At 36.6% G+C, this 22392-nt stretch carries 22 protein-coding genes; 12 read left to right on the forward strand and 10 right to left on the reverse strand.

The annotated features are described in order from the left end of the window. Positions 1-70: 70 nt before the first annotated feature. The 3 genes from IW16_RS02145 to msrB form a co-directional block, all read right to left on the reverse strand. Positions 71-445: a cupin domain-containing protein gene (locus IW16_RS02145; protein WP_228376897.1), complete on the reverse strand. Its 375-nt coding sequence runs from the start codon at positions 443-445 to the stop codon at positions 71-73. Positions 446-491: 46 nt separating this feature from the next. Next, the gene (locus IW16_RS02150; protein WP_034739227.1) at positions 492-1247 is read right to left on the reverse strand and encodes a murein L,D-transpeptidase catalytic domain family protein; all 756 of its coding nucleotides are present in this window, start codon (positions 1245-1247) and stop codon (positions 492-494) included. Between the two features lie 129 nt (positions 1248-1376). After that, positions 1377-1823, reverse strand: coding sequence for a peptide-methionine (R)-S-oxide reductase MsrB (msrB, locus tag IW16_RS02155; RefSeq protein WP_034739228.1), 447 nt, complete (start codon positions 1821-1823; stop codon positions 1377-1379). Between the two features lie 84 nt (positions 1824-1907). Between msrB and IW16_RS02160 the strand changes: the two genes are divergently transcribed. Beyond that, positions 1908-3152, forward strand: a complete 1245-nt coding sequence (locus IW16_RS02160; protein ID WP_034739229.1) for a DUF445 domain-containing protein — start codon at positions 1908-1910, stop codon at positions 3150-3152. Positions 3153-3171: 19 nt separating this feature from the next. Next, on the forward strand, positions 3172-4059 hold the full coding sequence (locus IW16_RS02165) for a hypothetical protein (RefSeq protein ID WP_034739231.1): 888 nt from the start codon (positions 3172-3174) through the stop codon (positions 4057-4059). 28 nt (positions 4060-4087) lie between these two features. On the opposite strand, the gene IW16_RS02170 is transcribed toward IW16_RS02165, so the two are convergent. After that, positions 4088-5125, reverse strand: coding sequence for a quinone-dependent dihydroorotate dehydrogenase (locus IW16_RS02170; protein WP_034739234.1), 1038 nt, complete (start codon positions 5123-5125; stop codon positions 4088-4090). A gap of 194 nt (positions 5126-5319) precedes the next feature. Then, positions 5320-6015, reverse strand: coding sequence for a pseudouridine synthase (locus IW16_RS02175; RefSeq protein ID WP_034739237.1), 696 nt, complete (start codon positions 6013-6015; stop codon positions 5320-5322). Positions 6016-6292: 277 nt separating this feature from the next. Here IW16_RS02175 and IW16_RS02180 point away from each other — a divergent pair, with 277 nt between their 5' ends. Continuing rightward, positions 6293-6805, forward strand: coding sequence for a hypothetical protein (locus IW16_RS02180; RefSeq protein WP_131327825.1), 513 nt, complete (start codon positions 6293-6295; stop codon positions 6803-6805). Positions 6806-6996: 191 nt separating this feature from the next. On the opposite strand, the gene IW16_RS02185 is transcribed toward IW16_RS02180, so the two are convergent. Both IW16_RS02185 and IW16_RS02190 read right to left on the reverse strand, forming a co-directional pair. After that, a complete protein-coding gene (locus tag IW16_RS02185; protein ID WP_034739240.1) occupies positions 6997-7329 on the reverse strand; it encodes a hypothetical protein in 333 nt (110 codons plus the stop codon). Between the two features lie 4 nt (positions 7330-7333). Further along, a complete protein-coding gene (locus IW16_RS02190) occupies positions 7334-9817 on the reverse strand; it encodes a hypothetical protein (RefSeq protein ID WP_034739242.1) in 2484 nt (827 codons plus the stop codon). A gap of 271 nt (positions 9818-10088) precedes the next feature. On the opposite strand from IW16_RS02190, the gene IW16_RS02195 reads away from it, so the two are divergent. The 4 genes from IW16_RS02195 (at position 10089) to IW16_RS02210 (ending at position 15129) form a co-directional block, all read left to right on the forward strand. Continuing rightward, complete coding sequence (locus IW16_RS02195) at positions 10089-11630, forward strand: glycine--tRNA ligase (protein WP_034739244.1); 1542 nt, start codon at positions 10089-10091, stop codon at positions 11628-11630. A 181-nt stretch (positions 11631-11811) separates the two neighbouring features. After that, a complete protein-coding gene (locus IW16_RS02200; protein WP_034739247.1) occupies positions 11812-12945 on the forward strand; it encodes a serine hydrolase domain-containing protein in 1134 nt (377 codons plus the stop codon). A 5-nt stretch (positions 12946-12950) separates the two neighbouring features. Further along, positions 12951-13562 carry a YdeI/OmpD-associated family protein gene (locus IW16_RS02205; RefSeq protein WP_034739249.1) on the forward strand — a complete coding sequence of 204 codons (612 nt, stop codon included), beginning with the start codon at positions 12951-12953 and terminating at the stop codon, positions 13560-13562. 16 nt (positions 13563-13578) lie between these two features. Beyond that, positions 13579-15129, forward strand: a complete 1551-nt coding sequence (locus tag IW16_RS02210; protein ID WP_034739251.1) for a tetratricopeptide repeat protein — start codon at positions 13579-13581, stop codon at positions 15127-15129. Here the strand turns inward: IW16_RS02210 and IW16_RS25550 are convergent, their stop codons facing one another. Genes IW16_RS25550 through IW16_RS02225 form a run of 3 tightly spaced genes read right to left on the reverse strand, consistent with a single transcriptional unit; the run spans position 15130 to position 17733 of the window. Then, positions 15130-16041, reverse strand: coding sequence for a hypothetical protein (locus IW16_RS25550; protein WP_051889852.1), 912 nt, complete (start codon positions 16039-16041; stop codon positions 15130-15132). It abuts the gene before it with no gap. An 8-nt stretch (positions 16042-16049) separates the two neighbouring features. Then, complete coding sequence (locus IW16_RS02220) at positions 16050-16862, reverse strand: hypothetical protein (protein ID WP_034739253.1); 813 nt, start codon at positions 16860-16862, stop codon at positions 16050-16052. A gap of 10 nt (positions 16863-16872) precedes the next feature. Then, a complete protein-coding gene (locus IW16_RS02225) occupies positions 16873-17733 on the reverse strand; it encodes a complement C1q domain-containing protein (RefSeq protein WP_034739255.1) in 861 nt (286 codons plus the stop codon). 624 nt (positions 17734-18357) lie between these two features. On the opposite strand from IW16_RS02225, the gene IW16_RS02230 reads away from it, so the two are divergent. The 5 genes from IW16_RS02230 (at position 18358) to IW16_RS25555 (ending at position 22391) form a co-directional block, all read left to right on the forward strand. Further along, complete coding sequence (locus IW16_RS02230) at positions 18358-18858, forward strand: M15 family metallopeptidase (RefSeq protein ID WP_034739256.1); 501 nt, start codon at positions 18358-18360, stop codon at positions 18856-18858. Positions 18859-19048: 190 nt separating this feature from the next. Further along, a complete protein-coding gene (locus IW16_RS02235; RefSeq protein ID WP_034739258.1) occupies positions 19049-20086 on the forward strand; it encodes a patatin-like phospholipase family protein in 1038 nt (345 codons plus the stop codon). A 231-nt stretch (positions 20087-20317) separates the two neighbouring features. Continuing rightward, positions 20318-20488, forward strand: coding sequence for a hypothetical protein (locus tag IW16_RS26500; RefSeq protein WP_165571946.1), 171 nt, complete (start codon positions 20318-20320; stop codon positions 20486-20488). 302 nt (positions 20489-20790) lie between these two features. Further along, positions 20791-21444 (forward strand): leucine-rich repeat domain-containing protein, encoded by a 654-nt coding sequence (locus IW16_RS02245; protein ID WP_034739263.1) that lies wholly within the window; start codon positions 20791-20793, stop codon positions 21442-21444. After that, entirely contained in the window at positions 21441-22391 is a 951-nt protein-coding gene (locus IW16_RS25555; protein ID WP_051889854.1) for a leucine-rich repeat domain-containing protein, read from the forward strand. Before IW16_RS02245 ends, IW16_RS25555 begins: the two co-directional genes overlap by 4 nt. Position 22392: the final 1 nt, after the last annotated feature.

Here is a 22392-nt window from a genome sequence, read left to right on the forward strand (position 1 = left end):
GTCAAAATCGACTGCTTTTTCCTTTCACTTTCTTTCTAAGAAGATATTTTCAAACACTTAGCTTCTATTCTTAATCCTGTACAAAAAAATCATCAGCATGATCTGCAATGGGAATATATAGCCTTTGCCATTCCTCTCCATTTACCATTTCCCAGCTATGCCCTTCTCCTTCTACATCTTCAGCTAAAAGAATAATGCCCGGCTCAATATGAAATGTAGAGCCATTACTTACCTTAAAGAGAATATTTCCTTTTAATGTCACCACATATTGTCTTCTCGGAGCAGTGTGTGCGTCTTTCTCCCATTCTTCAGTGGCAGTACTTATCCAAAAAGCAGTGGTGTTCATTCGCTTCAGAGTGGGAATTTTTCCTATTTCAAAGGTACTTGTACCATCGGGATTACTCACCAGTCTTATGGCAGAAATAAACTCATTTGTACTTTTCAAATTAATCCTGTTTTATTTTATTTTTTTATACAAACCTTAATCAATATTAAGATCTTAACCATTCCGAAGAAGAAAGGTACTTCTGATCGGGATAATAGATGAAAAGACAGTTTCGCCCTTTGATCGTATTAATGATGGGTTGTGTCAATGCTCTTGGCACTGCAGGACATCCCCAGCTTCTTCCGATTCTTTTGTGCATGGATGCAAATTCATCACTTACATAATCTGCTCCGTGCATTACAATCGCTCTTCTGTAGGCTGCATCATTAAATCCTTTGTCCATTCCCAGCAATTTCAAAGAATATCCGTTGTCTCCCTGATAAGTTGCATCCGTGATATAAAATCCTAAGCTGCTCTGCAGCGAACTTTCCGTATTAGAAAAATTCGCAGCAAATTCTTCGCCTGTATTTTTTCCGTGTGCTACCAGTGAATTAAACAGTACTTTTTTCTCATTGGTATCTATTACCCAAAGTCTTTTTGTATTCGAAGACATAGAAAAATCGCAGATAGTCAAAAAATGCGAGTCCTGATTCAGCAATCCTGCTTTTTTTAAATTTTCAAATCCTGTTAATGCTTTTGAGAAAACCTCATAGTTCAGTTCATGTTCAGGATCAAAGGGAATTGATTTGTACAATTCTTCTGATGAAGACGCTTTACCAGCTGTTTTCTCAGATTTCGTGTCTGCTACTTTTTCAATTTTTGCCGTATTGACATTCTCATTCTTTGCTGCCTTACCCGGCGAAAGATAGAATGAAGTCGTGACCATGTAAACCAGGCCTAATACACTATAAATTCCTCTCATTCAATAATATTAAATTCCAAATTAGTGAGGCAAAATTATAAAAACATAATTACCAGACAGTTATAACTCTACAAAGTTTAACTCAATTTAAGAAACTTTAACTTCCTAATTTTGTGAATTAAAAGGGGTTTACTTTTCCGAATCACCAACAAATTCAAGACTAATGGAATTCATGCAATACCTCAGCCCGGTAGGTTTTGGACCATCCTCAAAAACATGTCCCAGATGGGAATCACACCTCTTACAGAGTACCTCTACCCTTTCCATTCCGTAAGCCGTATCCCTTTTGTAATAAACGCCCTCTTTATCCGCTTCGAAAAAACTTGGCCACCCACAGCTGCTGCTGAATTTTGAAGTAGAACGGAACAGATGATTGCCACATACTGCGCAATAATAGTCACCCAACTCATCGAACTCATTATACTTTCCCGTAAAAGCTCTTTCCGTAGCAGCTTCTCTGGAGATTGCATATAAATCGGGAGCCAGGATCTTTTTCCATTCTTCATTGGAAACATCAAGTTTTGAAGTATCTGTTCTCGAATAGTATGGATTGTTTTTTGCTTCTTTATTCTCCATAAGATTAATTTAATTTTTTTTGTAATTTTTGTGGTTAGATATTAAATATTAGACTTCACAACCAAATTTAGTAAATTTGAGAATATGAATGATGAAGCCAAAAGAAAACAACTCAGAAAATATAAAGCATTTGCCACCGGATTATTTGTTCTGATGGCAGTGATTTTTATTGGCACTACGCTACTTCAAAAGTCAAATCACACCCATTGGGTAGGCTATGTAAGAGCTTTTTCAGAGGCCGCGATGGTGGGTGCTCTGGCAGATTGGTTTGCCGTAACTGCATTATTCAGGCATCCGTTGGGACTTCCAATCCCACATACCAACCTGATTGAGAACAGCAAGCAGAGATTAGGAGATAATCTGGGCAGCTTTGTGGTAAGCAATTTCCTATCCCCTCAGAATATCCGTCCCTATATTCAAAAGCTTAAAATTTCCAATTTTGTAGGAGAATGGCTGGCCAAAGAAAAAAGCCAGGAAATATTAATCAGAAACCTTTCAGACATCGTTCTGGATATTCTTAATAAACTTGATGATACTTCAGTGAGCCAGTTTATCAGCAAAAAAGTATCTGAAATGACGGATGATATCAAGCTTAATAAAGTAGTCGGAAACGGAATTAATTATATTCTGGAGAAAAATGATCATCAGAGAATCGTTACCAATCTTTCCAAACAGATCAAGGAGTATATTATCGAAAATGATGAGATGATCAAGGAACGGGTAGAGAAAGGAAGCTATTCATTCATTCCTGCTTTTGTAGACAATAAAATCGCAGATAAAATTGCCAGTGGACTTGCTGATTTTTTCAAAGAAATTGAAGAAGATCCTGAGCATAAAATCCGAAATCTCATCACCCAAAAAATCTATGAATTTTCTACTGATCTGAAAGAAGATCCTAAATGGGATGATGAATTTAAAACCATCAAAAACGGTCTTCTGAAAAATGATAAGCTGGACGAATATTCCAGTGATATCTGGATCTCCATTAAGAAAACTCTAATGAAGGAACTTCAGGATGATCAATCTTCTTTAAAAGGCTACCTCAGCAAAAATCTCAATGAATTCTCACAAAATTTAAAAACAGATGAAAATCTACAGAATAAAATCGATCATTGGGTAAGGGTAACCGCTTACAAATATATCCTTAAGAATACTCACCAGTTTGGAAACCTCATCAGCTCTACGGTAGGAAACTGGCAAGGGAAAGAACTGAGCGAGAAACTGGAACTGGAAGTTGGAAAAGACCTGCAGTTTATCCGGGTAAATGGGACACTCGTCGGCGGGCTGGTAGGACTGATCATCTATACCATCGCCAATTTCTTTCTTTAAAAACTATTCGCCACCAACCATGAAAAAACTTTTTATTACGCTATTCTTCCCTCTCTTTGCCCTTTTTATGGGTCAGAAAGTTGAATTGAAGACAGTAACAGATTCCTCCCAGATTTTCAAAGGGGAAATTGTGGGAATGCCCGTCACTCTCTGCCTTAATTACACAGGAATTGCAGATTGCAGCTTGTATCAATATTTTGTAGACGGCTGGTATTATTACGATAAATATCAGAAGAAAATCCCCTTAACAGGTATTTATGATTATGGAAAAATTTCTTTATATCACTTCGGAGCCAAACAAAAACAGAATTCCAAACTGTTGAAAGATCAGATCACATCCCCACAAAAAGTGGAAAAAACAAATGAAATTGCAGAGGCCTTAAGCCCAAAGGAATATATTGTATTTGAGCCGGGTGACCTGAAAGGAAATTCTATTGAAGGAAGTTTCTTTATGAATAATAAAACTCAATCCGCTAAACTGTTCACAGGTAATGATATGATCTACCGTTATAATAATTACCTGACTTTGCCTAACAACAAAAAGATCAACACATTTGATTTCATCAATAAACATGGTGGAAACCAATTGATTTCTTATGCTTCAGGTGAAAACGGGAATCGCATTTTGCTGTATTTTGAGCATTCCTCAAATTTTAATGCCTGTGGGAGATGCGGAGCGAGTGAAGGGGAAAAGGGCTACAGAGTTCTGTACTTTACCAAAGACTGGAACTATAAAAGCTATGAAGAATTCCTGACAGAAAGCTGTCTGGAAAATATTTATGATACCGTAGCAACAAAATCCAAAGACAGAAATACTTTACAGTTTAAAATAAATAAAACGTCTTCTGCCCCCGGCTATTCCCTTACAGTTAACATCAAAAATGCCTCTGTGATCAAGTCAAAATAAAAAAGAGAGCTATTACACTCTCTTATTTTTATCTTGGAAGCCTGCTGGCTCTTGTCAGCAATTCTTTATTGATCGCATTGATGAGTTCCGGGCCTTCATAAATAAATCCGGTATAAAGCTGTATCAGGCTCGCACCTGCATCCAGTTTCTCCATAGCATCTTTTGCCGAATGAATTCCGCCTACTCCAATGATGGGGAAAGCTCTGTTGCTTTTATCGGAAATGTATTTAATCATTTTTGTACTTCTTTCACGAATAGGTTTCCCACTCAATCCACCATTTCCTATCTGTTCCAAAACCTCAGGAGAGGTTTTCAGGCCTTCTCGGTTTACAGAGGTATTGGAAACAATCACTCCGTCTATTTTTGTCTCCGCAATCAGGTCGACAATTTCATCTAACTGGCTGTTATTAAGATCCGGAGCAATTTTAAGTAATATGGGTTTCTGTACAGATTTTGACTGGTTGATTTTCTTTACTTCTGTAATGAGCTCACGAAGATAGTCTACATCTTCCAGCTTGGCGTGGCTTCCCACATTCGGGCAGCTTACATTCAGTACAAAATAATCGACATGGGGATGAAGACCTTCAAAACAGTCCAGATAATCCTGGGTATAGTTTTCAGGGCTTGTATTGGTGTTTTTTCCAATGTTTCCTCCGATGATTATTTTTCCTTTGTTGGATTTAAGTTTTTCGATGGCAGCTTCAAGACCATCGTTGTTGAACCCCATTCTGTTGATGATTCCTCCATCTTCAATTAAGCGGAATAATCTTTTCTTAGGATTTCCAGCCTGAGCCTTAGGTGTAACAGTTCCGATTTCTACGAATCCAAAACCAAGATCTCCCAACTCATTAAATAAGACGGCATTTTTATCAAAACCGGCAGCTAAACCGACAGGGTTTTTAAATTTCAATCCGAAAACTTCTCTTTCCAGACGTTTGTCTTCAATAGGTTTTGGTAAAAATAATTGGGTAAGAAATCCAAAATTTTTAAGCATTGAAAATGTAAAATGATGAACTTCTTCGGGATCAAATTTGAAGAGAATGGGTCTGATGATACTTTTGTACATTGAAAAAAAGTTTTACAAAAATACTCAATTTAAAATTAATGTCCGGTTAACCTGTGATATTTTATGACAAAATGTTTTATAAACACTATCTATAAAATGCAACGATCTGCATGATATCTGAAGTCAAACTACTTTATCTTGTCAAGGTTTTGAACCTTGATAAGAGGATATTTGATGGAAACTTTGCACCTATATTAAGAATACGAGCTCAAATCGAAATTCAAAATAGCTCCTACTCTTTTAAACTCATCATCTATAGTAGCATTTACCGTAATTCTTTCATTAGTAATTGGGTGACTAAAAACTAATTGATGGGCGTGAAGCGTCATTTTACTAATGCCAAATGTTTGAAGCCACAATTTATTTTGTTTATTGCAACCGTGCTTACGACAGCCTAAAATCGGATGCAGAATATGTTTAAAATGCTTTCTCAACTGATGAAACCTTCCCGTTTCAGGAATCGCTTCTACTAAACAATATCTCGAAGTCTGATGTTTTAAAAAAGGTAAATCGATCTCTGACTTTTGCAAAAGGTGATAATAAGTAATGGCATTTTGCTTGACTTCATTTTCATTAATCAGGTCGTAATCGATGGTTTCTTCTTCTTTTGTCCAACCACGAAGAATTGCCAGATATTTCTTCTCCACGTCGCGTGATGCAAACTGTTCGCTCATGATTCTAAGGGTATCTTTATCTAAAGTAAACAGCAGAACCCCTGAAGTTTTCCGGTCTAACCGATGTACAGGAAACACTTTTTGCCCAATCTGGTTTCTCAGTTCCTGAATAGCATAAGTATCAGCTTCTCCTGCATAAAAAGATTTATGAACCAATAATCCGCTTGGCTTATTGATCGCAATAAGGTGCTCGTCGCGATAAAGAATTTCTAACATGGGACAAAAGTAGATATTTTCGTGCGATCTGCCTCATGATAGTGATATCCCCGGACACTGTTGGTTTCAGATTTTATTCCTAAAAAAAACAAAAAAAAATATATTCATAGTGCTTCATGTTATAGACTAAAAATATCAGCAAAACATCCCATATTAATCTAAATAAAAAATCTTTTGGGAATTTGAATAGAATGAGATCAATTCCCAAAAACGTCAGGTAAAAATATAAGCTTAAAAATCCATATATTTTTTTTTACATTCGTGGAAATTATACAATATGAAACTATTATTTTCGACTTTATTCATGAGCTTTTTCTTCATTTCAACCTCTGCACAGGTTTCAGATTCTCTTCAACTGGGAAAGAATACCCGTGAGTTTTTTATCAAAGGGGATCAGAAATTCAAGTTTTCAGAATACAAAAAGGTATTTACCAATCCTGAAGCTCTGGGCTATATGAAAAAATCCAATACTAACGGTACTGTGGCACAGATTTTCGGTGCTATAGGCGGTGGTTTTGTAGGTTTTGGACTGGCTAAAGAAATATTCAAAACCAAAATAACCCACCAAAACGGTATGACTTATAAACAAAAAGATAAAGGAGGCTGGGGACTGGTAGGAATAGGTTTGGGAGCAATCGGAATTGGGATTCCCTTTGCCATCAGCGCCAATAAAAATCTAAAAAAAGCAGTGAATACACAAAACCAGTCTATCGGCACAGATGAAACGAAAAAAACTTCGTACAAACTTGACCTTAGTGGAAACAGTGTTGGGGTTACTTATAGTTTCTAAAATCTGCTCAGGCTATTAACATAAAACCTTGCCATTAAGGAAGAAAAAAGGAGGTTGACAGTAAGCGTCAGCCTCCTATGTTTGTAGGTTTAGTATTATCTTATATAATTCTACTCCATACTAGATAGTAAAATAAAACATATTAGATAACATAATCTCTCAAAACACTAATATTGATTGAGGGTTTCAAACTACATATTCTCTATTTCAGATAACCTTATGAGATAATCTCCATTAAAATACTTGTCTAATCTAAAAATTATATATTCATAATAAATTTTAAAAAACCTAAAAAGTTCTTCGTTACTATATTGGGATTCTAATAATCCCTTATAGTCGTATTCTGGATTCTGCATTATCCATTCGAATATCTGCTTTGCATTTAAATGATAATCAATATTCATTTCTGAAATGTCTATATCTTCAATGACATGTTCATACATATCTTTTGGAGTAAAAATATGTTTTATCGGTCTTCTCCAAACTGCAGCATGGGTTTCTTCCCATAATATTTTCCTATCCATAATTCTAAAAATTTGTTTTAAATTTAATATCTTCTTTCTTATTACCTGATATAAAATAATATCTTTTATCTAATTCATTTACCATATTTTTCTCAACAAATTCGAAAGGAGGAGTATAATGCCCGCTATCATTAGTAATTTCTTTTATAATACCTCTTTCTATATATATTTCTCCTCCTGCAGAGATTGGTTTCCCAGATAAAAAGGAAGAATGATGGAATTCACCATATCCATAATTTTTTGAAACATAAATTTTTCCATTTTCAGACATAACAAAGATTGCCATATTTGTTTTGGTAGGATCACCTACCTTTGGTCTAAATATACTTCCATGAGTATCAAACAACTTTCCCTCAAAGTCTACAATTTTATTGTGTTGTATAAAAATTTCATAAGCATCTCTTTCTTTTTCATTAAGATATTTTACACCTTTTTCAAACTCTAAACCTTCGCCAATAGTATATTTTTTTTCTAACTCTCTTATGGGATATTTTCCTCCAGAAGCATGCTCTTTATCAAAGTACTTCCAAACATCATCTTCCATCTCCTCCAGTACTTCAACAAGCTTATCGTCTTTATAGTAATTCTTCCCTACCTCTTTTATCTGCTTATAAAAAGACGCCTTCTCTCCTTTTGCAACAATGTTCCCATTGTAGATCAGATTATATTCTATGACAATTTTATTTCCTTTATTCACGTCTCCTGATAACAACATTACCCCTTGTTCTTGTAGTTTCATCATTCGATATTCATTAAAAGAGCCACTCGTTGCTGAAACAATTTCAGTATTTTGGGTAAGAATTTTCACTGAATTTCTTTCAAAATTAATTAGATTAACATCCAGTAAGACACTTATAATGTGTGCAACAATTGTTTGTTTCAGTTTTACATTCTTAATCACTTCGGGAATTGTGAGAAGTTTTAAACCAATTTTATAAAACGAAGAAACTACTAAAGCACCAACAGTTAAAGCTCCTCCTATTATATATATTTTCTCCCAAGCCTCAAGAAATTCTTTTCCTCCTTCATACTTCAAAATTTCTTCTTTAAAAACCTGTATCGTAAGATCTGCTCCTGCAAGGGAAATATCAGCAATAGCTAGTAAAAGAAAATATGGATTCCCTGTTGGGAGGGTTAATAGTCCGAGAATCACAGCTACAATATCCGCTGCTATCCGAATATTCTGTAACACAACTTCCCATTCCCGTTCATCTGCCAGTGCTTTTATATAAATAGCAGGAACAAAATAAGAGGCTTCCTTTTCACCACTAATATCAATAAGGTACACCATATCTAAAGGGTGATATTGTGCTCCGTCATCTAAATCAGTGATTACAGTTTCATGCTCATTAGGATTGCCCTCTTTAGGAATAACTTTCACATTCTGTAGTTCTTCTTTTTGTTGCTGCAGAAAAAAAGTATCCCGGTAATTGTCATTATCCCTTTGAAAAATTCCGACCTCCAGAATATTACTGTTAATTTTAAATCCTTTTCCAATCGTAAAAGTTTGGGCTGTTTTCTTTTGTTTGACATTTTTCGAAAACATTGAAAAAACTAACATGAAATTGGCAAGAATCATACGGTTACTTAAAAGCTTTCCGTTATGTTCACTGCTTTTATCCAGGTTATAATAGATTCTATTCAGTTTTGAAGGATTCTCCCTGAAATAATTCAGAATAGGAACAGGGTTTCCAAATGCCTTGAAGATCTGTATCACTGCTGTACTGCTGTCTTTGAAGATATCAGAATCGTCATCTTTTGAAAGAATATCCAGATGCTCAAAAAACAGTTCATGATCTACAAAATGGGAAATACCTGACAAAATTGATTCCGGAATATTTTCATAAATAAATTTCAATCTTTCTGCACTTTTCTCATTCCGCAAAGCATTGGCGAAATTTTGAAGAAAGTAATTGTAATCCGCCTCATACTTATCCACATCTCCATAGTTCAGCAATATATTCAAGTCTCTGAAATCCTGATACCAACATGTTTCCAAAACAAAAGCTGTTTCCTGACTATTTACATAATAAAAATGCAGTCTGTAATAGATTTTCTTATTGCGCGGATCTATTTTTTGGGTGATACGTGAATCTTTCCATTTAACACTTACATTGCCTATTTTAGGATTTCTATACACCTTAAGTTGAATAAATTCATTATTCTTATTTTGAATACTTTTTTGCTCAATGTTGGATTCTAATTCTTGTGGATTATAAGAAAACTGATAATCATTCATTGCCCGGTTTGCTGCCTTTATTTTAACAATAAAAGCATTTAGATCAACATATTCATCTGTGATCCAATCTGTAACCTCTGAAAGCGATTCTGAAATATTGCTAACCTTATCTGCTGTTTGTGTGGCTTTGGCTAATGAATTGTTTTGCTGTGGAATTTCTTTCAATACTTTATTTTGAAAAGCCAAAAGCATACTTTGGCTCTCTTCATCAAAATCATCATAATTTTGAAAATACTTTTTTCTGTTCATAGGTGTGTTTTTACTGATTACAAATCTGATTTATTACAAGAGAATCATTGATTTTAAAACTTAAATTATCTATTAAAGCAAATATAAATGCGGAAAACGACAAAAGCTGTCGCGTTATAATCGATGTTTATGATCAGAAGTAGAAAACTGGCGTTCTTAAAAATTTATTCTTCTTAACAGATATTCAAAAGCTTTTTTTCTGCTTTTTTTATTGAATTTCATGAATTTGGAATCCAAATTCATATTTTTGCACTTCAGACGTAAAAAAATTATGGCAAAGCAAGAAGATGTTTTCAAGAAAGTGATTTCTCACGCTAAAGAATATGGTTTTATTTTCCCTTCCAGTGAGATCTATGACGGTTTATCCGCTGTTTATGATTATGGACAGAATGGTGCTGAATTAAAAAACAATATCAAACAGTATTGGTGGAAAGCGATGGTACAGCTTAACGAAAATATTGTGGGTATCGATTCGGCGATCCTTATGCACCCAACAACCTGGAAGGCATCAGGCCACGTAGACGCTTTCAACGATCCATTGATTGACAATAAAGATTCTAAAAAACGTTTCAGAGCAGATGTTTTAGTGGAAGATTACTGCGCTAAAATTGAAGATAAAGAAAACAAAGAAATCGAAAAGGCAGCGAAAAGATTCGGTGATTCTTTCGATAAAGCTCAATTTGAAGCTACCAATCCGAAAATCTTAGAATACAGAGCTAAAAGAGAGGCTATTCTTTCAAGATTAGCAAAATCTCTGGAAAATGAGGATCTGGCTGATGTAAAATCTTTAATCGAAGAATTAGAAATTGCTGATCCCGATACAGGTTCTAAAAACTGGACGGAGGTAAGACAATTCAACCTGATGTTCGGAACAAAGTTAGGAGCTTCTGCGGATAGTGCGATGGACCTTTATTTAAGACCGGAAACGGCTCAGGGTATCTTCGTTAACTTTTTAAATGTACAGAAAACCTCACGTCATAAATTACCTTTCGGTATCGCACAAATCGGTAAAGCATTCAGAAATGAGATCGTTGCAAGACAGTTTATTTTCAGAATGCGTGAATTTGAGCAAATGGAAATGCAGTTTTTTGTAGCTCCGGGAACTGAACTTGAATTCTATGAGCAGTGGAAAACAAAACGTCTGAACTGGCATCTTGCTTTAGGTTTAGGTAATGAAAATTACAGATTCCACGATCATGAGAAACTGGCTCATTACGCAAATGCGGCAGCTGATATTGAATTTAACTTCCCGTTTGGGTTCAAAGAATTAGAAGGTGTTCACTCCAGAACAGATTTCGATTTGAAAGCTCATGAAAAACATTCAGGAAGAAAGCTTCAGTTTTTCGATCCTGAAAGAAATGAAAACTATGTACCGTATGTGGTAGAAACTTCTGTAGGTTTAGACAGATTATTCCTTTCTATATTCTCTACCTGCTTAAAAGACGAAGTATTAGAAGATGGTTCAGAAAGAACAGTGCTGTCTCTTCCACCAGCTTTAGCTCCGGTAAAAGCCGCAATTCTTCCGTTAATGAAAAAAGATGGTCTGGCTGAGTACGCAGAAAACATCTTTAATGACCTGAAATACGATTTCAACTTATTCTACGAAGAAAAAGATGCGATCGGAAAACGATACAGAAGACAGGATGCGATCGGTACTCCTTACTGTATCACCATTGATCATGACTCTCTAACGGATCATACAGTAACGATAAGAGACAGAGATACGATGCAGCAGGAAAGAGTTCCTGTTTCCGAATTAAGAAGGATCATCGACGAGAAAACAAACTTCAGAAATTTACTTTCTAAAATATAGATTAAAGCCCCAGAACATGGGGCTTTTTTTATTGTGATAAACCAACCATTATCAACGCTATCCGCTAAACCTGTTGGAAGATTAAAAATACTACATTATAATAACAGTTTATTTATGGTTACTTCCTCATTTTCTTAGCAAAATTATTTTAAATTTGTTTGAGACTGATACTCATGATCATATGAAGGCATTAAAATATGTAATAGGCGGAGCAGCCGTAGGAGTAGCCGCAGTTTATCTTTTGGGCTACGATTATTTATTCAGCGGAATCTCCAAAACGTATCTGAAAGGAAGATCAAGTGCGTATATCGACGACGGAAAACTTTTCCCCAAAAACCTCATCGCTACGGAAGAGCCGGAGCTCTGGATGGAAGATCCTGACTATAATAAAAGGGAACTGCCTGATCATATCACTGACAATTTGAGACATTCCAAAACGGCGGCTTTCGTCGTTATAAAAGACGGAAAAATTCTTCATGAGCAGTATTGGGAGGGCTATAACCAGCTTTCACAAACCAATTCTTTTTCTATGGCTAAAGCGGTTACTGTCATGTTATTGGGAAAAGCACTCGAAGAAGGGATCATTAAAAATATCGATGAAAAGCTCTCTGACTACTATCCTGAATTGAAAGAAAAGGAATTTGGAAGTGAGGTAACGCTAAAGAATTTAGCACAGATGGAAGCCGGGCTCGATTGGGACGAAGATTACAATAGTCCTTTTCTTCCAAATGCCAAGGCCTATTATGGAAGAAATCTCATGAAGGCAGTATTTACCCGAAGATTTAAAGAAAAACCAGGCACCCGGTATGAATACCAAAGCGGATCTACACAGCTTCTTGGATTTGCTTTAAAAAAGGTTTTAAACAAAACATTAGCCAGCTACTTATCCGAAAAATTCTGGATTCCGATGGGAATGGAACAGAATGCCTCATGGAGCACCGACAATTACGGGATGGAAAAAACCTATTGCTGCATCCACTCCAACGCCAGAGATTATGCGAAACTGGGCCAGCTGTTCTTAGATGATGGAAAAGTGGGGGAACAACAAATTCTCAATCTGGATTTTATCGAACAGATGAGGACTCCCACTGAAAAATCCAAAGAAATCTATGGAATGGGCCTTTGGATCAATCACGACAATCCAGTTAAACATTACTACTTTCTAGGATTACAGGGCCAGTATATCATTATGGTTCCTGAGCACAATATGGTCATTGTAAGAACCGGAAGTTATATTAACAACCCCAAAAACGACAGAGGAAGACCTGATCAGGTTAAATTTCTGGTCAACGAGTCGGTTCAATTATTCCAGTAAAAGGTATGGAAAAACACAGCTTAAAAATAGATGCTTATATTGAAAAATCTCAGGATTTCGCTCAACCCGTTTTACATTATATCCGAGAAACTGTACATGAGTTCTGCCCCGATACTGAAGAAACTGTGAAGTGGAGTTTTCCTCACTTCATGTATAAGGCGAAAATTCTCTGTGCCATGGCTTCATTCAAGCAGCATTGTACCTTCGGGTTCTGGCTGGAAAAGGAAATGAAAACGATGCAGGAAATCACCAGTGACATTGAAAAAAACTCGATGTTCAGCTTAGGAAAGATAACAAAAATTGAAGATCTTCCTCCAAAAAACCAGCTCAAAAAGGCCATAAAAGAAGCGATGGAACTTATAGATATGGGGGTTACCCTGAAAAAAACACCGCCAGCCAAAACAGAAACAGAAATTCCTGATTATTTTCAAGCCGTTTTAAACGGGAATGAAAAAGCTTTGGAGGTATTTGAAAAAGGATCACCATCTTTCAGGAAAGAGTATATCAACTGGATTACCGAAGCTAAAACTGAAGCGACCAGAAATAAAAGAATGGAACAGTCTTTGGAATGGATAGCCGAAGGAAAATCCAGAAACTGGAAGTACGAAAAAAAATAAAACACAATAAACACAGATGGAGAAAAAAATTATATTCTTTCTCTTCCTTATTTTTTCAGGTGCAGTATTCTCTCAAAACTTTAATTTTGAAGGCCAATACAGATATGCCAGATCTCTGGCTTCTAAAAACCCTGACAGCTCCGAAATTGTACTGAATATCATTATAGATTCTGCACAAAGAAACAATCAACCCGATTATCTGGCTAAGGCTTATTACCTGAAATCATTCAATAGTTATCTGAGATCTGATGCCAAAGGAACCCTTGATTTTGCGGAAAAAACATTGCAAATTTCAACAGAGAACAAGTATGCACCTGGAAAAGCTCTGGCCTACAGAATGCAGGGAACACAATATGCAAAACTCGGTCTTTTAAAGGAAGCCTCTGAGAGTCTGAACAAGGCCTTATCTGAAATAAAAAATGAAAATACAGATGAAGGGCATGAACTGAAAGGGATGATTTACAATTCTTTTCTGATCCTTTTTAATCAGAATCAGTATCAAAAAAAAGAATCTTATTCCAAATATGCCGTCAGGGAGTTCCGACAGATCAAAAATATGCCGAGAAGGAATGAATTGCTTGTTTCTGCCTATACCAATCTGGGTTATACTTTATCTGAGGTCAAAAAATTTGATCAAGCCCAGTCTTTTTTTGTAAAAGCTCTTGCTCTTATTGGGAGTGATAATCATTATCTTCAGGCTAATATCCTTCATGATATCGGGTATTCCTTTTCATTACAAAATAAGCAGGACAGTGCTGTAATATATTATCAGAAGGCTTTGAAAATTGCCCGCCAATATGATTTTAATGAAAAAAAACTAGAGATTACGAAAAATCTTCAAGAGGCCTATACACAATTAAATGACCCCAAAAATGTCCAGAAATATAAATTAGAAACCCTTGAATTAAAGGATAGTATCGCCTACAATCAGAAAATGGCAGTCAATAAAACCCTCAATCAAAAAGAGGAAAATTTTGACCGTCAACTCACTGAAAGTCACAGTCTGTCGAAAGGTCTGATTGCAGCCTGTACGATTTTACTTCTCGTTTTGGGCGGAATTGTTTTTTACATCATTAATCTCAGACAAAAACATAAAGATGCCGTTGCTCAAATTTATCGGAAAGGCATAACGCCCGTTGTTTATGAAGAAGATCCCCAGGAAACTGAAGATCAGCCAGAGAACAATATTCCGGCAGATTTCAAAATCTCTCCTGAAACAGAGGAACATATTTTAAATGGTTTAAAAACTTTTGAAGAGCAGTTTGATTTTAACAGTAAAAATATATCCCGTTACAATTTAGCCAATACCCTGAATGTGAATACAAAGTATTTATCTGCAATCATCAGAAAGCATAAAAAGTTCAATTTCAACCAGTATATTAACCACCTGAGGATCAATTATATTATTGACCGATTGAAAAATGAACCTCAATACCGAAAATACAAGATTAATCACCTGGCAGAAAGCACAGGATACTCTTCCCATAGTGCTTTTTCCCTTGAATTCAAAAAGATTACAGGAATGCATCCATCTGCCTTCATCAAAGCTCTTGATACCCTCTCGTGATTACTGCTCCGCTATAGTCAGGTTATTATATCCACCTGTATTATTTAGTGAAAAGGCAGTTGTATTTAAACTGTTTAGGTTGAACCAGATATACGACATCAAACGCTGTCCTGCTGTCATATAAAAAGAAGCCGTACAGTTGCTTCCCGCATCAATATTTCCATTACTGTTGGAGGACATGGTATTGACACACTTTACAGTGTTGACAATATTCGTAACAAGAACTCCTGTGGTATTGTCATACAGCTGCCAAATCGCTTCAATCTGAATTGGATTTAAAGGGTCTGCCGCATAATTAATCGCAAGGGGAGCAAGATCGGTCGTAAAAGATGCTATATAAACGCCATTTCGTGGCGCTGTAAAAATTCCTGTTGAAGCATTGAAGCTGTTTCCTGAGTTACTTTCAAAAGCTTTCGTCCATCCCACCAGATAATTACTCACACGATTCTGCAGTCCTGTTGTAACCAGTGCAGAAGGACTTATCAGCTTTACGGTGTTATCTGTTTTAGCAGCAATAACCACGACCTTATTAACGGCCGGCTGTGCTGTAAGCAAGGGGAGCCACTCATTTCCGTTGGAGTATTCCATTCCGGCATTGTAACGAACCGCTCCTTCATCTGCGGCGGCAGCTGTTAAAGAAGAGGTTCCGAAGCCTATAGCTCCGTTTCCTGAATTTCTTGCATCTACCTTTACCGCCGGCACCTGGGTACCCGCTCCTACCCTTCCGGTATTGGTGATGATCACATCATTACTCTGCTGGGCAGGAGTAAATGAAGATCCTGATACGGGATTGTCTTTCTGTCCGTCTGTGTGAAGGATTCCTCTTGGGTTCGGGGTATTAATTCCGATCTGCGAAAATGCCAAATTGAAGGCAAAGGCTAAAATAATTAAGACACAATTTTTTTTCATCATTTCTGTTTTTATAATCCGAAAATACTTAAAGAAGTCAGTGAGGCATCTGCATCAAGTGTTTTTGTACTTCCCAAAGCCTGATTTAGGCTTACGGTAATATGATCTCCCTGGTTGAGATTGAAAATTCCGGAACAGTTTCCGGCAACCCGGTTGGAAAGTCCATTTGTCCCAGGATAGCTTCCTACGCATTTAAATACCTTATTGGTGGCTGAAGATGTAGAATTCGTCTGGATCAGAGTTTCGTAGCGTGCATCGTTGGCGATACTTCCTGAAGACAGTGAAAATGTGAAGGAGACAATATATATTCCGGTTTTTGACGCCACAAAAGTTCCCATACCTGAATTAAAGCTTCCATTAACATCTGTCTTTTTTGTCCAATTGGTAACAGCAGCCTGCGTTCCACTGGCGAAGCTTTGTACTGAAGAATTTTCGGCATCAACAAAATCGTTGGACGTTTTGTGGGCCAGTGTAGTCCAGACGGTTCCATTAGAATAACTTAGATCCTGCGTCCCTGAGTTGTACCTCAGCGCACCTGCTTTTGCCACAGAGGCAATCTGCGATGTTCCGCCGATACCAATGGCATTTAAATGTTCCCCAGATCTTAAGTCCAGTCTTGTTTTGGGTGATTTGGTTCCGGCTCCCATATTTCCTGACGAAGTTACCACCACATCATCGTAATAACTGCCGGCAGCTGCCTGTGAAGTATTTTTCTGTCCATCTACATGAAGTATTGCTTCTGGAGTAGCCATATTGATTCCTACCTGTGCCTTAACAAACATTCCGCTGCTGATTATTAAAGCAAATGCTATTTTTTTTTTCATATCACGTGTGTTATTGTTCTACAATGGAAAGGTTCACAAACCCGTACTCATTACTGGCAGGAGTAGTATCTGTCCGCAGGCTTAAACTTCCATTAAATACCGACTGATAAATATGCGGCTGGAATGTATCTCCTTTATTGAGCTGAACTCCGGCAACGCATGAACCTGCAACCTGTGCCTGCTTAGAGGTATTTGAAAAAGATTTTACGCATTTTTTAACGATGCTGTTTCCATTCACAACATATCTGGCTTCAGAAAAATATCCTGAAACAATAGGAATTCGAACAAAATCATACGTAAATGAAACTAAGTAAACACCCGTTCTGGGTGCTGTGAAGATTCCAGTTCCGGGTGTAAAGTTGTCGGTAGGATCTGAAATTTCTGTCCATCCGGAGATTCCTGTAGAAACCTGATAAGGAACTTTAACTGCAAAATTAGCAGCTCTGATATTGGCCACTACAACTGATTTGGTGGGAGAAGAGATGAAGTCCTGCCATACGACTCCATCCGAATATTGCATTTTACCTCCATTCAGGGGATTATACCTCATCGCGCCCGCTCCTGCTGCAGATGCTGTCTGGGTAGTTTCTCCTATGCCTATAGAATTGTCTGCATTAATTCCTGACCTCACGTCTATTTTTACGGCTGGAGTAAGCGTTCCTACTCCTATTTCGCCATTAGCTGTGAATACGACATCATTGGCTGTCTGACTGTTTGTAGGGAGACCTATGCCCGGGTTGTCCTTAGCTCCGTCGGTGTGAAATGTGGCTTGAGGATTTGATGTTTTGATTCCCACCTGGGCACTGGCGAAACTCATCAAAAGGCATCCTCCAGCTACCACGCTTTTCATCAATGTGTTTATTTTTCTCATGTAATTTGTGGTTTTTAGAATGTAAAACTCTTTGCCAAAGATAAATTTAAATGAAGCATCTGTACAATAGGCAAGGGAGTAATCAAAAGAATAAAATACTAAAAATCAACATATTACATATTTATCAATACTACCAAAATTCGGAATTTTAATAATGCCAGAAGCTAAAACTTCTAAAACAACGTATATTATTCACAATAAAAAGTATTAAACGGAAAATTTCACACAACAATATTCTATTCGTCTTACTCGATTATATCTAAATCATCTTTTGTTTTTTCCCGGTGTTTTAACATTCTTTCTACTCCGGCATGTTACTGAACCCCGTTTTCATGTTTACTTTTAAGGAAATGATAGACGTGCTGTGCTTATTTTCAGTCTAGTAGCCACTTCTTCTTCCTCATTCATAAAATCCTGAAATTACATATCCGAAAACATTAATGGGAAATTTTTATCTTTAAGCGCCTTATATCAAAAAATAACCATGAAAAAACTTTTAAATTAACTGCAAACTAAACTACCCGGGCGTTCAATCTGAACGTCTTTTTTTATTTTAAATTTTAATTAAACACGTCAAGTTTCGTCGCCTCGCATCTTTATTTTTGCTTCATAACAATAAATATCATGGACAAAGTAACACTAGACAGAATCAACCAACTTCACCCTTATGTAAGGACTGAGGTAAAGCAAATCATCAAAGAATGTGATGACGCATTAACCGGAATCGCGAAGATCAGAATCACCCAGGGACTAAGATCTTTTGAGGAGCAGGAAAAACTGTATGCTATCGGAAGGATAACTTCAGGGAAAAAAGTTACCAATGCCAAAGCCGGACAAAGCATCCATAATTACGGTCTTGCAGTGGATATCTGCCTGATGATTGATGGAAAAACAGCAAGTTGGGATACCGCTAAAGACTGGGATAATGACAAGGTGGCTGATTGGTATGAGTGTGTAAAGATCTTTGCAAAACACGGCTGGGATTGGGGTGGAAACTGGAAGACTTTCAAAGACCTTCCCCACTTCGAAAAAAAGAATATTCAGACTAAAAAAGGGCTAGTCAAAACAAGTTGGCGAACGCTATCCAAGATGCCTAGGGATAAACAAAATTATATTCTATTTTAATTCCCTTTTATTGGAAAATAATTATAATACGACAAGTTCTGTCGCTTCCCCGGCCTACCTTTGTTTTATAAGAAAAATGTTAGTTAACTGAGATCTCAATACTAAAACCAGCATCCGCTTTCACAGGCAGAACGTTGGTTTTAGTTGTCTCAGGACTCTAAACTTCTTTTAAAAACCAACCCAATATCACATGAAAAAGACAACCATTCTTTCTTTGGACGGGGGCGGAATAAGAGGAATTATTACCTGCATTATTCTCCGCTACATAGAAGAACAGCTTCAGTATAATGATAATCCGGGAGCCAAACTCGGTGATTATTTTGATCTGGTAGCCGGAAGCAGTACAGGAGGACTGATCGCTTCTATTATTCTATGTCCCGATGAACACCGAAAAGCAAAATATTCTATTCAGAAAGGATTAGAATTATACGCTGAAAAGGGCGGCGACATCTTCCAGGTATCTTTCTGGGAAAAACTGGTCAATCCATTTGGCCTGCTGAATGAAAAAATTTCTCAGGAATCACTTGAAAAAAACTTGAATGACTTTTTTGGACACTTAGAACTTAAAGAATTTATAAAACCATGTTTAATAACCAGTTATGACATTGAAAACAGGAGAGCTAAGCTTTTCAACTCGTGGGAAGCCACCCTTAGCACTGATAATTTTTATGTAAAAGACATCTGCCGCGCGACATCTGCAGCCCCTACTTATTTCAGTCCGGTACAGATCAAATCTATGTATGGGCAGATCTTCAGTTTAATCGATGGTGGGATGTTTGCTAATAATCCGGCTCTATGTGCTTACGCAGAAGCCAGAAAGATTCCTTTTGCAGAAGTATTAAAGAATCATCAGAAAGCCAATTATCCTGGAGTAAATGATATGATCATCATTTCTATCGGAACAGGTATTGAAGCCAAACCTTACTCTTTTAGAAAAATGCAAAAGTCGGGTAAGCTTGGCTGGGTAAATCCTATCATTGATATCCTGATGTCTGCGAATGCAGAAACAGTAGATTATCAGCTTTGTCAGATGTTTCAGACTTTAGGACAGCGTAATCAGAAAAATTATTACCGACTGAATCCCTCATTGAAAAATGCATCTCCGGGAATGGACAATGTCAGAAGATCAAATATTGAAAATCTAATCCAGGCAGGACTGAGCTATATTGACGATAACAGAGAAACTCTGAACCAGATTGTGCAGAAACTCATCAGAAACAAACTATAAGCTTAAAAACTTATAATAGCCTAATATAAGCTTAAAAGATTATATTGAAAAAATATAAAAAGTTTTTTAAACACGTCAAGTTTTGTCGTCTTCCCTCACTACTTTTGGAGTATAAACAAAGACACAAAAAATAATCATTAAAATTTTAAAAAGCCTTTGAATTCAACATTTATCAATGCTGGACAGCCAGAAATATGTTTAAAACATAATCCCAACCTTAAAACACACATCATGGAAACACCCAATCACAATCCAGATATATTATTCGATGAAGATCTCTATACTATTGAGTGGAGCGATATCGAACATGCAGAAATGGACTACGAGAATTATCTCAATGACATTGAAAATTTTTTCAGAGAAGATTTCGAAGAAGGTATTCCTGAAGAAAATAGATACTAAATACATTATAACACGACAAGTTCTGACGCTATCCGGAATTATCTTTGAAACACCAAATCAAGACACCCGACATCATCCTTTAATCATTCAAAAACACCTTTGAATCCATCATTCACAAAATGCCGGACAGCCAGAACTGTGTCTAAAAATTTATAAAAAAACAACAAAATATGACAATGTAATACTAAGGTGGAAATCCAGTCTTCAACCACAAAAAATAAAGGGCTGAAAAATACGAAGAGATGATCACAAAAATCTCTTCAAACCATAATCTATTAATATAAAAAATCACAATTTTTATTATGAAAACAAAAGAAGAATTAAAACTCTATTTCGAAAATGGAGACAAACCTACACAGGAACATTTCTGGGCCTGGCTGGAATCGTACTGGCATAAGGATGAAAAAATTGCCGAAAGCGCTATTGACTCAGTAGAAAAAGTAATTCCTTTCATTATTGATGATATAATGCTGGGACATTCGCTGTCACTATCTATTCCTAAAAATGTAAAAAAAATTGAGCGTATAGCATTTCAATATTCAGGAATGAATTATCAGATTACTGAAGTAAATTTTAATGAAGGGCTTGAAAACATTGGGAAAGGAGCATTCCAGGGTCAAAATATAAAAAAGATTAAAACCCCTTCGACACTAAAATTTATTAGTGATGCCGCTTTTGATGGACAAGCAAACTCAATCAATGGAACCGACTCTTTAGAAGAAATTGTCCTTAATGAAGGCTTAATTAGTATTGGAGCCTCTGCTTTTTACTGTCAGAGAGCAACCGCTATTGAACGTCTATATATTCCTAAATCTGTTAAATCAGTAGGAGAAAATGCTTTTAATATCCCATCTCTGAAAACCGTATCCGCACTTAATGGATTGGACTTAAGCAATGCCGGCATTCCGCCAACAGCTAAAATAATGCGCTACTTCGATTTTACACCAACAATATGAAAACAAAACAAGAACTAAGGCTCTACTTCGAAAACGGAGACAAGCCTACACAGGAACATTTCTGGGCCTGGCTGGACTCGTACTGGCATAAGGACGAGAAAATTGACATGACCCAAATTGCAGGTCTGGAGAACGGAGTGCCCAATGGGAATGAAATTCATGCAGAGGTAGATAAAGAAGGAAACGCATTCCTGATCAAAAAAATGGTAATTAAACCGGGAACAGTTACTATTCCAAGTATATTTTCAGCGAACAGCAAATTAACAGATCTGTCAATACCTCAGGGCATTACCAACATTGGGGAAAATGCTTTTAGTTATAATTTTTTAACAGCCCTTGAGCTTCCTAGCAGCATTGTAAACATCGGTGATGCGGCGTTCATGAACAATCAGTTAAAAACACTGAATATTCCCAACAACACAACAAGAATTGGAGTTAATGCTTTCAGCAATAATAAGTTGACAGAAATCAATATTCCAGATAGCGTTACCTATATAGGCGGATCAGCTTTTAACAGTAATCTGCTTACATCGGTAAACATTCCAAACAGTGTCACAACTATTGGATCAAGTTCCTATACCAATAATCTGCTTACATCAGTCATTATCCCAGGAAACGTTACCACTGTTGAGCAAGCCACTTTTATGAATAATAAGCTTACATCAGTAACAATCCAACAAGGTGTTAAGAGAATCGATTCAAATGCATTTCAAAATAACAAACTTTCATCCATTAGTTTTCCGGAGAGCATACTGTACATTGGTGAATTTGCATTTACTGATAATCAGCTGACAACAATTGAGATCTCTGAAAATGTTGAAAGAATTGTATATGGTGCTTTCATGAACAATCAATTAACAAAAGTTTCTCTCGGAAAAAATACTGAATACTACCAAACCTCTTTTGATGCAGGAGTTGAAATCGTTGGAGGAAAAATGATCGGATAAA

The sequence above is a fragment of the Chryseobacterium vrystaatense genome (assembly GCF_000737765.1).
Classification (GTDB): Bacteria; Bacteroidota; Bacteroidia; order Flavobacteriales; family Weeksellaceae; genus Chryseobacterium; species Chryseobacterium vrystaatense.

Coding starts and splice junctions, on each gene's coding strand:
- IW16_RS02150 (WP_034739227.1), bottom strand. CDS start 1,247: ATGAGAGGAATTTATAGTGTATTAGGCCTGGTTTACATGGTCACGACT.
- msrB (WP_034739228.1), bottom strand. CDS start 1,823: ATGGAGAATAAAGAAGCAAAAAACAATCCATACTATTCGAGAACAGAT.
- IW16_RS02160 (WP_034739229.1), top strand. CDS start 1,908: ATGAATGATGAAGCCAAAAGAAAACAACTCAGAAAATATAAAGCATTT.
- IW16_RS02165 (WP_034739231.1), top strand. CDS start 3,172: ATGAAAAAACTTTTTATTACGCTATTCTTCCCTCTCTTTGCCCTTTTT.
- IW16_RS02170 (WP_034739234.1), bottom strand. CDS start 5,125: ATGTACAAAAGTATCATCAGACCCATTCTCTTCAAATTTGATCCCGAA.
- IW16_RS02175 (WP_034739237.1), bottom strand. CDS start 6,015: ATGTTAGAAATTCTTTATCGCGACGAGCACCTTATTGCGATCAATAAG.
- IW16_RS02180 (WP_131327825.1), top strand. CDS start 6,293: ATGAAACTATTATTTTCGACTTTATTCATGAGCTTTTTCTTCATTTCA.
- IW16_RS02185 (WP_034739240.1), bottom strand. CDS start 7,329: ATGGATAGGAAAATATTATGGGAAGAAACCCATGCTGCAGTTTGGAGA.
- IW16_RS02190 (WP_034739242.1), bottom strand. CDS start 9,817: ATGAACAGAAAAAAGTATTTTCAAAATTATGATGATTTTGATGAAGAG.
- IW16_RS02195 (WP_034739244.1), top strand. CDS start 10,089: ATGGCAAAGCAAGAAGATGTTTTCAAGAAAGTGATTTCTCACGCTAAA.
- IW16_RS02200 (WP_034739247.1), top strand. CDS start 11,812: ATGAAGGCATTAAAATATGTAATAGGCGGAGCAGCCGTAGGAGTAGCC.
- IW16_RS02205 (WP_034739249.1), top strand. CDS start 12,951: ATGGAAAAACACAGCTTAAAAATAGATGCTTATATTGAAAAATCTCAG.
- IW16_RS02210 (WP_034739251.1), top strand. CDS start 13,579: ATGGAGAAAAAAATTATATTCTTTCTCTTCCTTATTTTTTCAGGTGCA.
- IW16_RS25550 (WP_051889852.1), bottom strand. CDS start 16,041: ATGATGAAAAAAAATTGTGTCTTAATTATTTTAGCCTTTGCCTTCAAT.
- IW16_RS02220 (WP_034739253.1), bottom strand. CDS start 16,862: ATGAAAAAAAAAATAGCATTTGCTTTAATAATCAGCAGCGGAATGTTT.
- IW16_RS02225 (WP_034739255.1), bottom strand. CDS start 17,733: ATGAGAAAAATAAACACATTGATGAAAAGCGTGGTAGCTGGAGGATGC.
- IW16_RS02230 (WP_034739256.1), top strand. CDS start 18,358: ATGGACAAAGTAACACTAGACAGAATCAACCAACTTCACCCTTATGTA.
- IW16_RS02235 (WP_034739258.1), top strand. CDS start 19,049: ATGAAAAAGACAACCATTCTTTCTTTGGACGGGGGCGGAATAAGAGGA.
- IW16_RS26500 (WP_165571946.1), top strand. CDS start 20,318: ATGGAAACACCCAATCACAATCCAGATATATTATTCGATGAAGATCTC.
- IW16_RS02245 (WP_034739263.1), top strand. CDS start 20,791: ATGAAAACAAAAGAAGAATTAAAACTCTATTTCGAAAATGGAGACAAA.
- IW16_RS25555 (WP_051889854.1), top strand. CDS start 21,441: ATGAAAACAAAACAAGAACTAAGGCTCTACTTCGAAAACGGAGACAAG.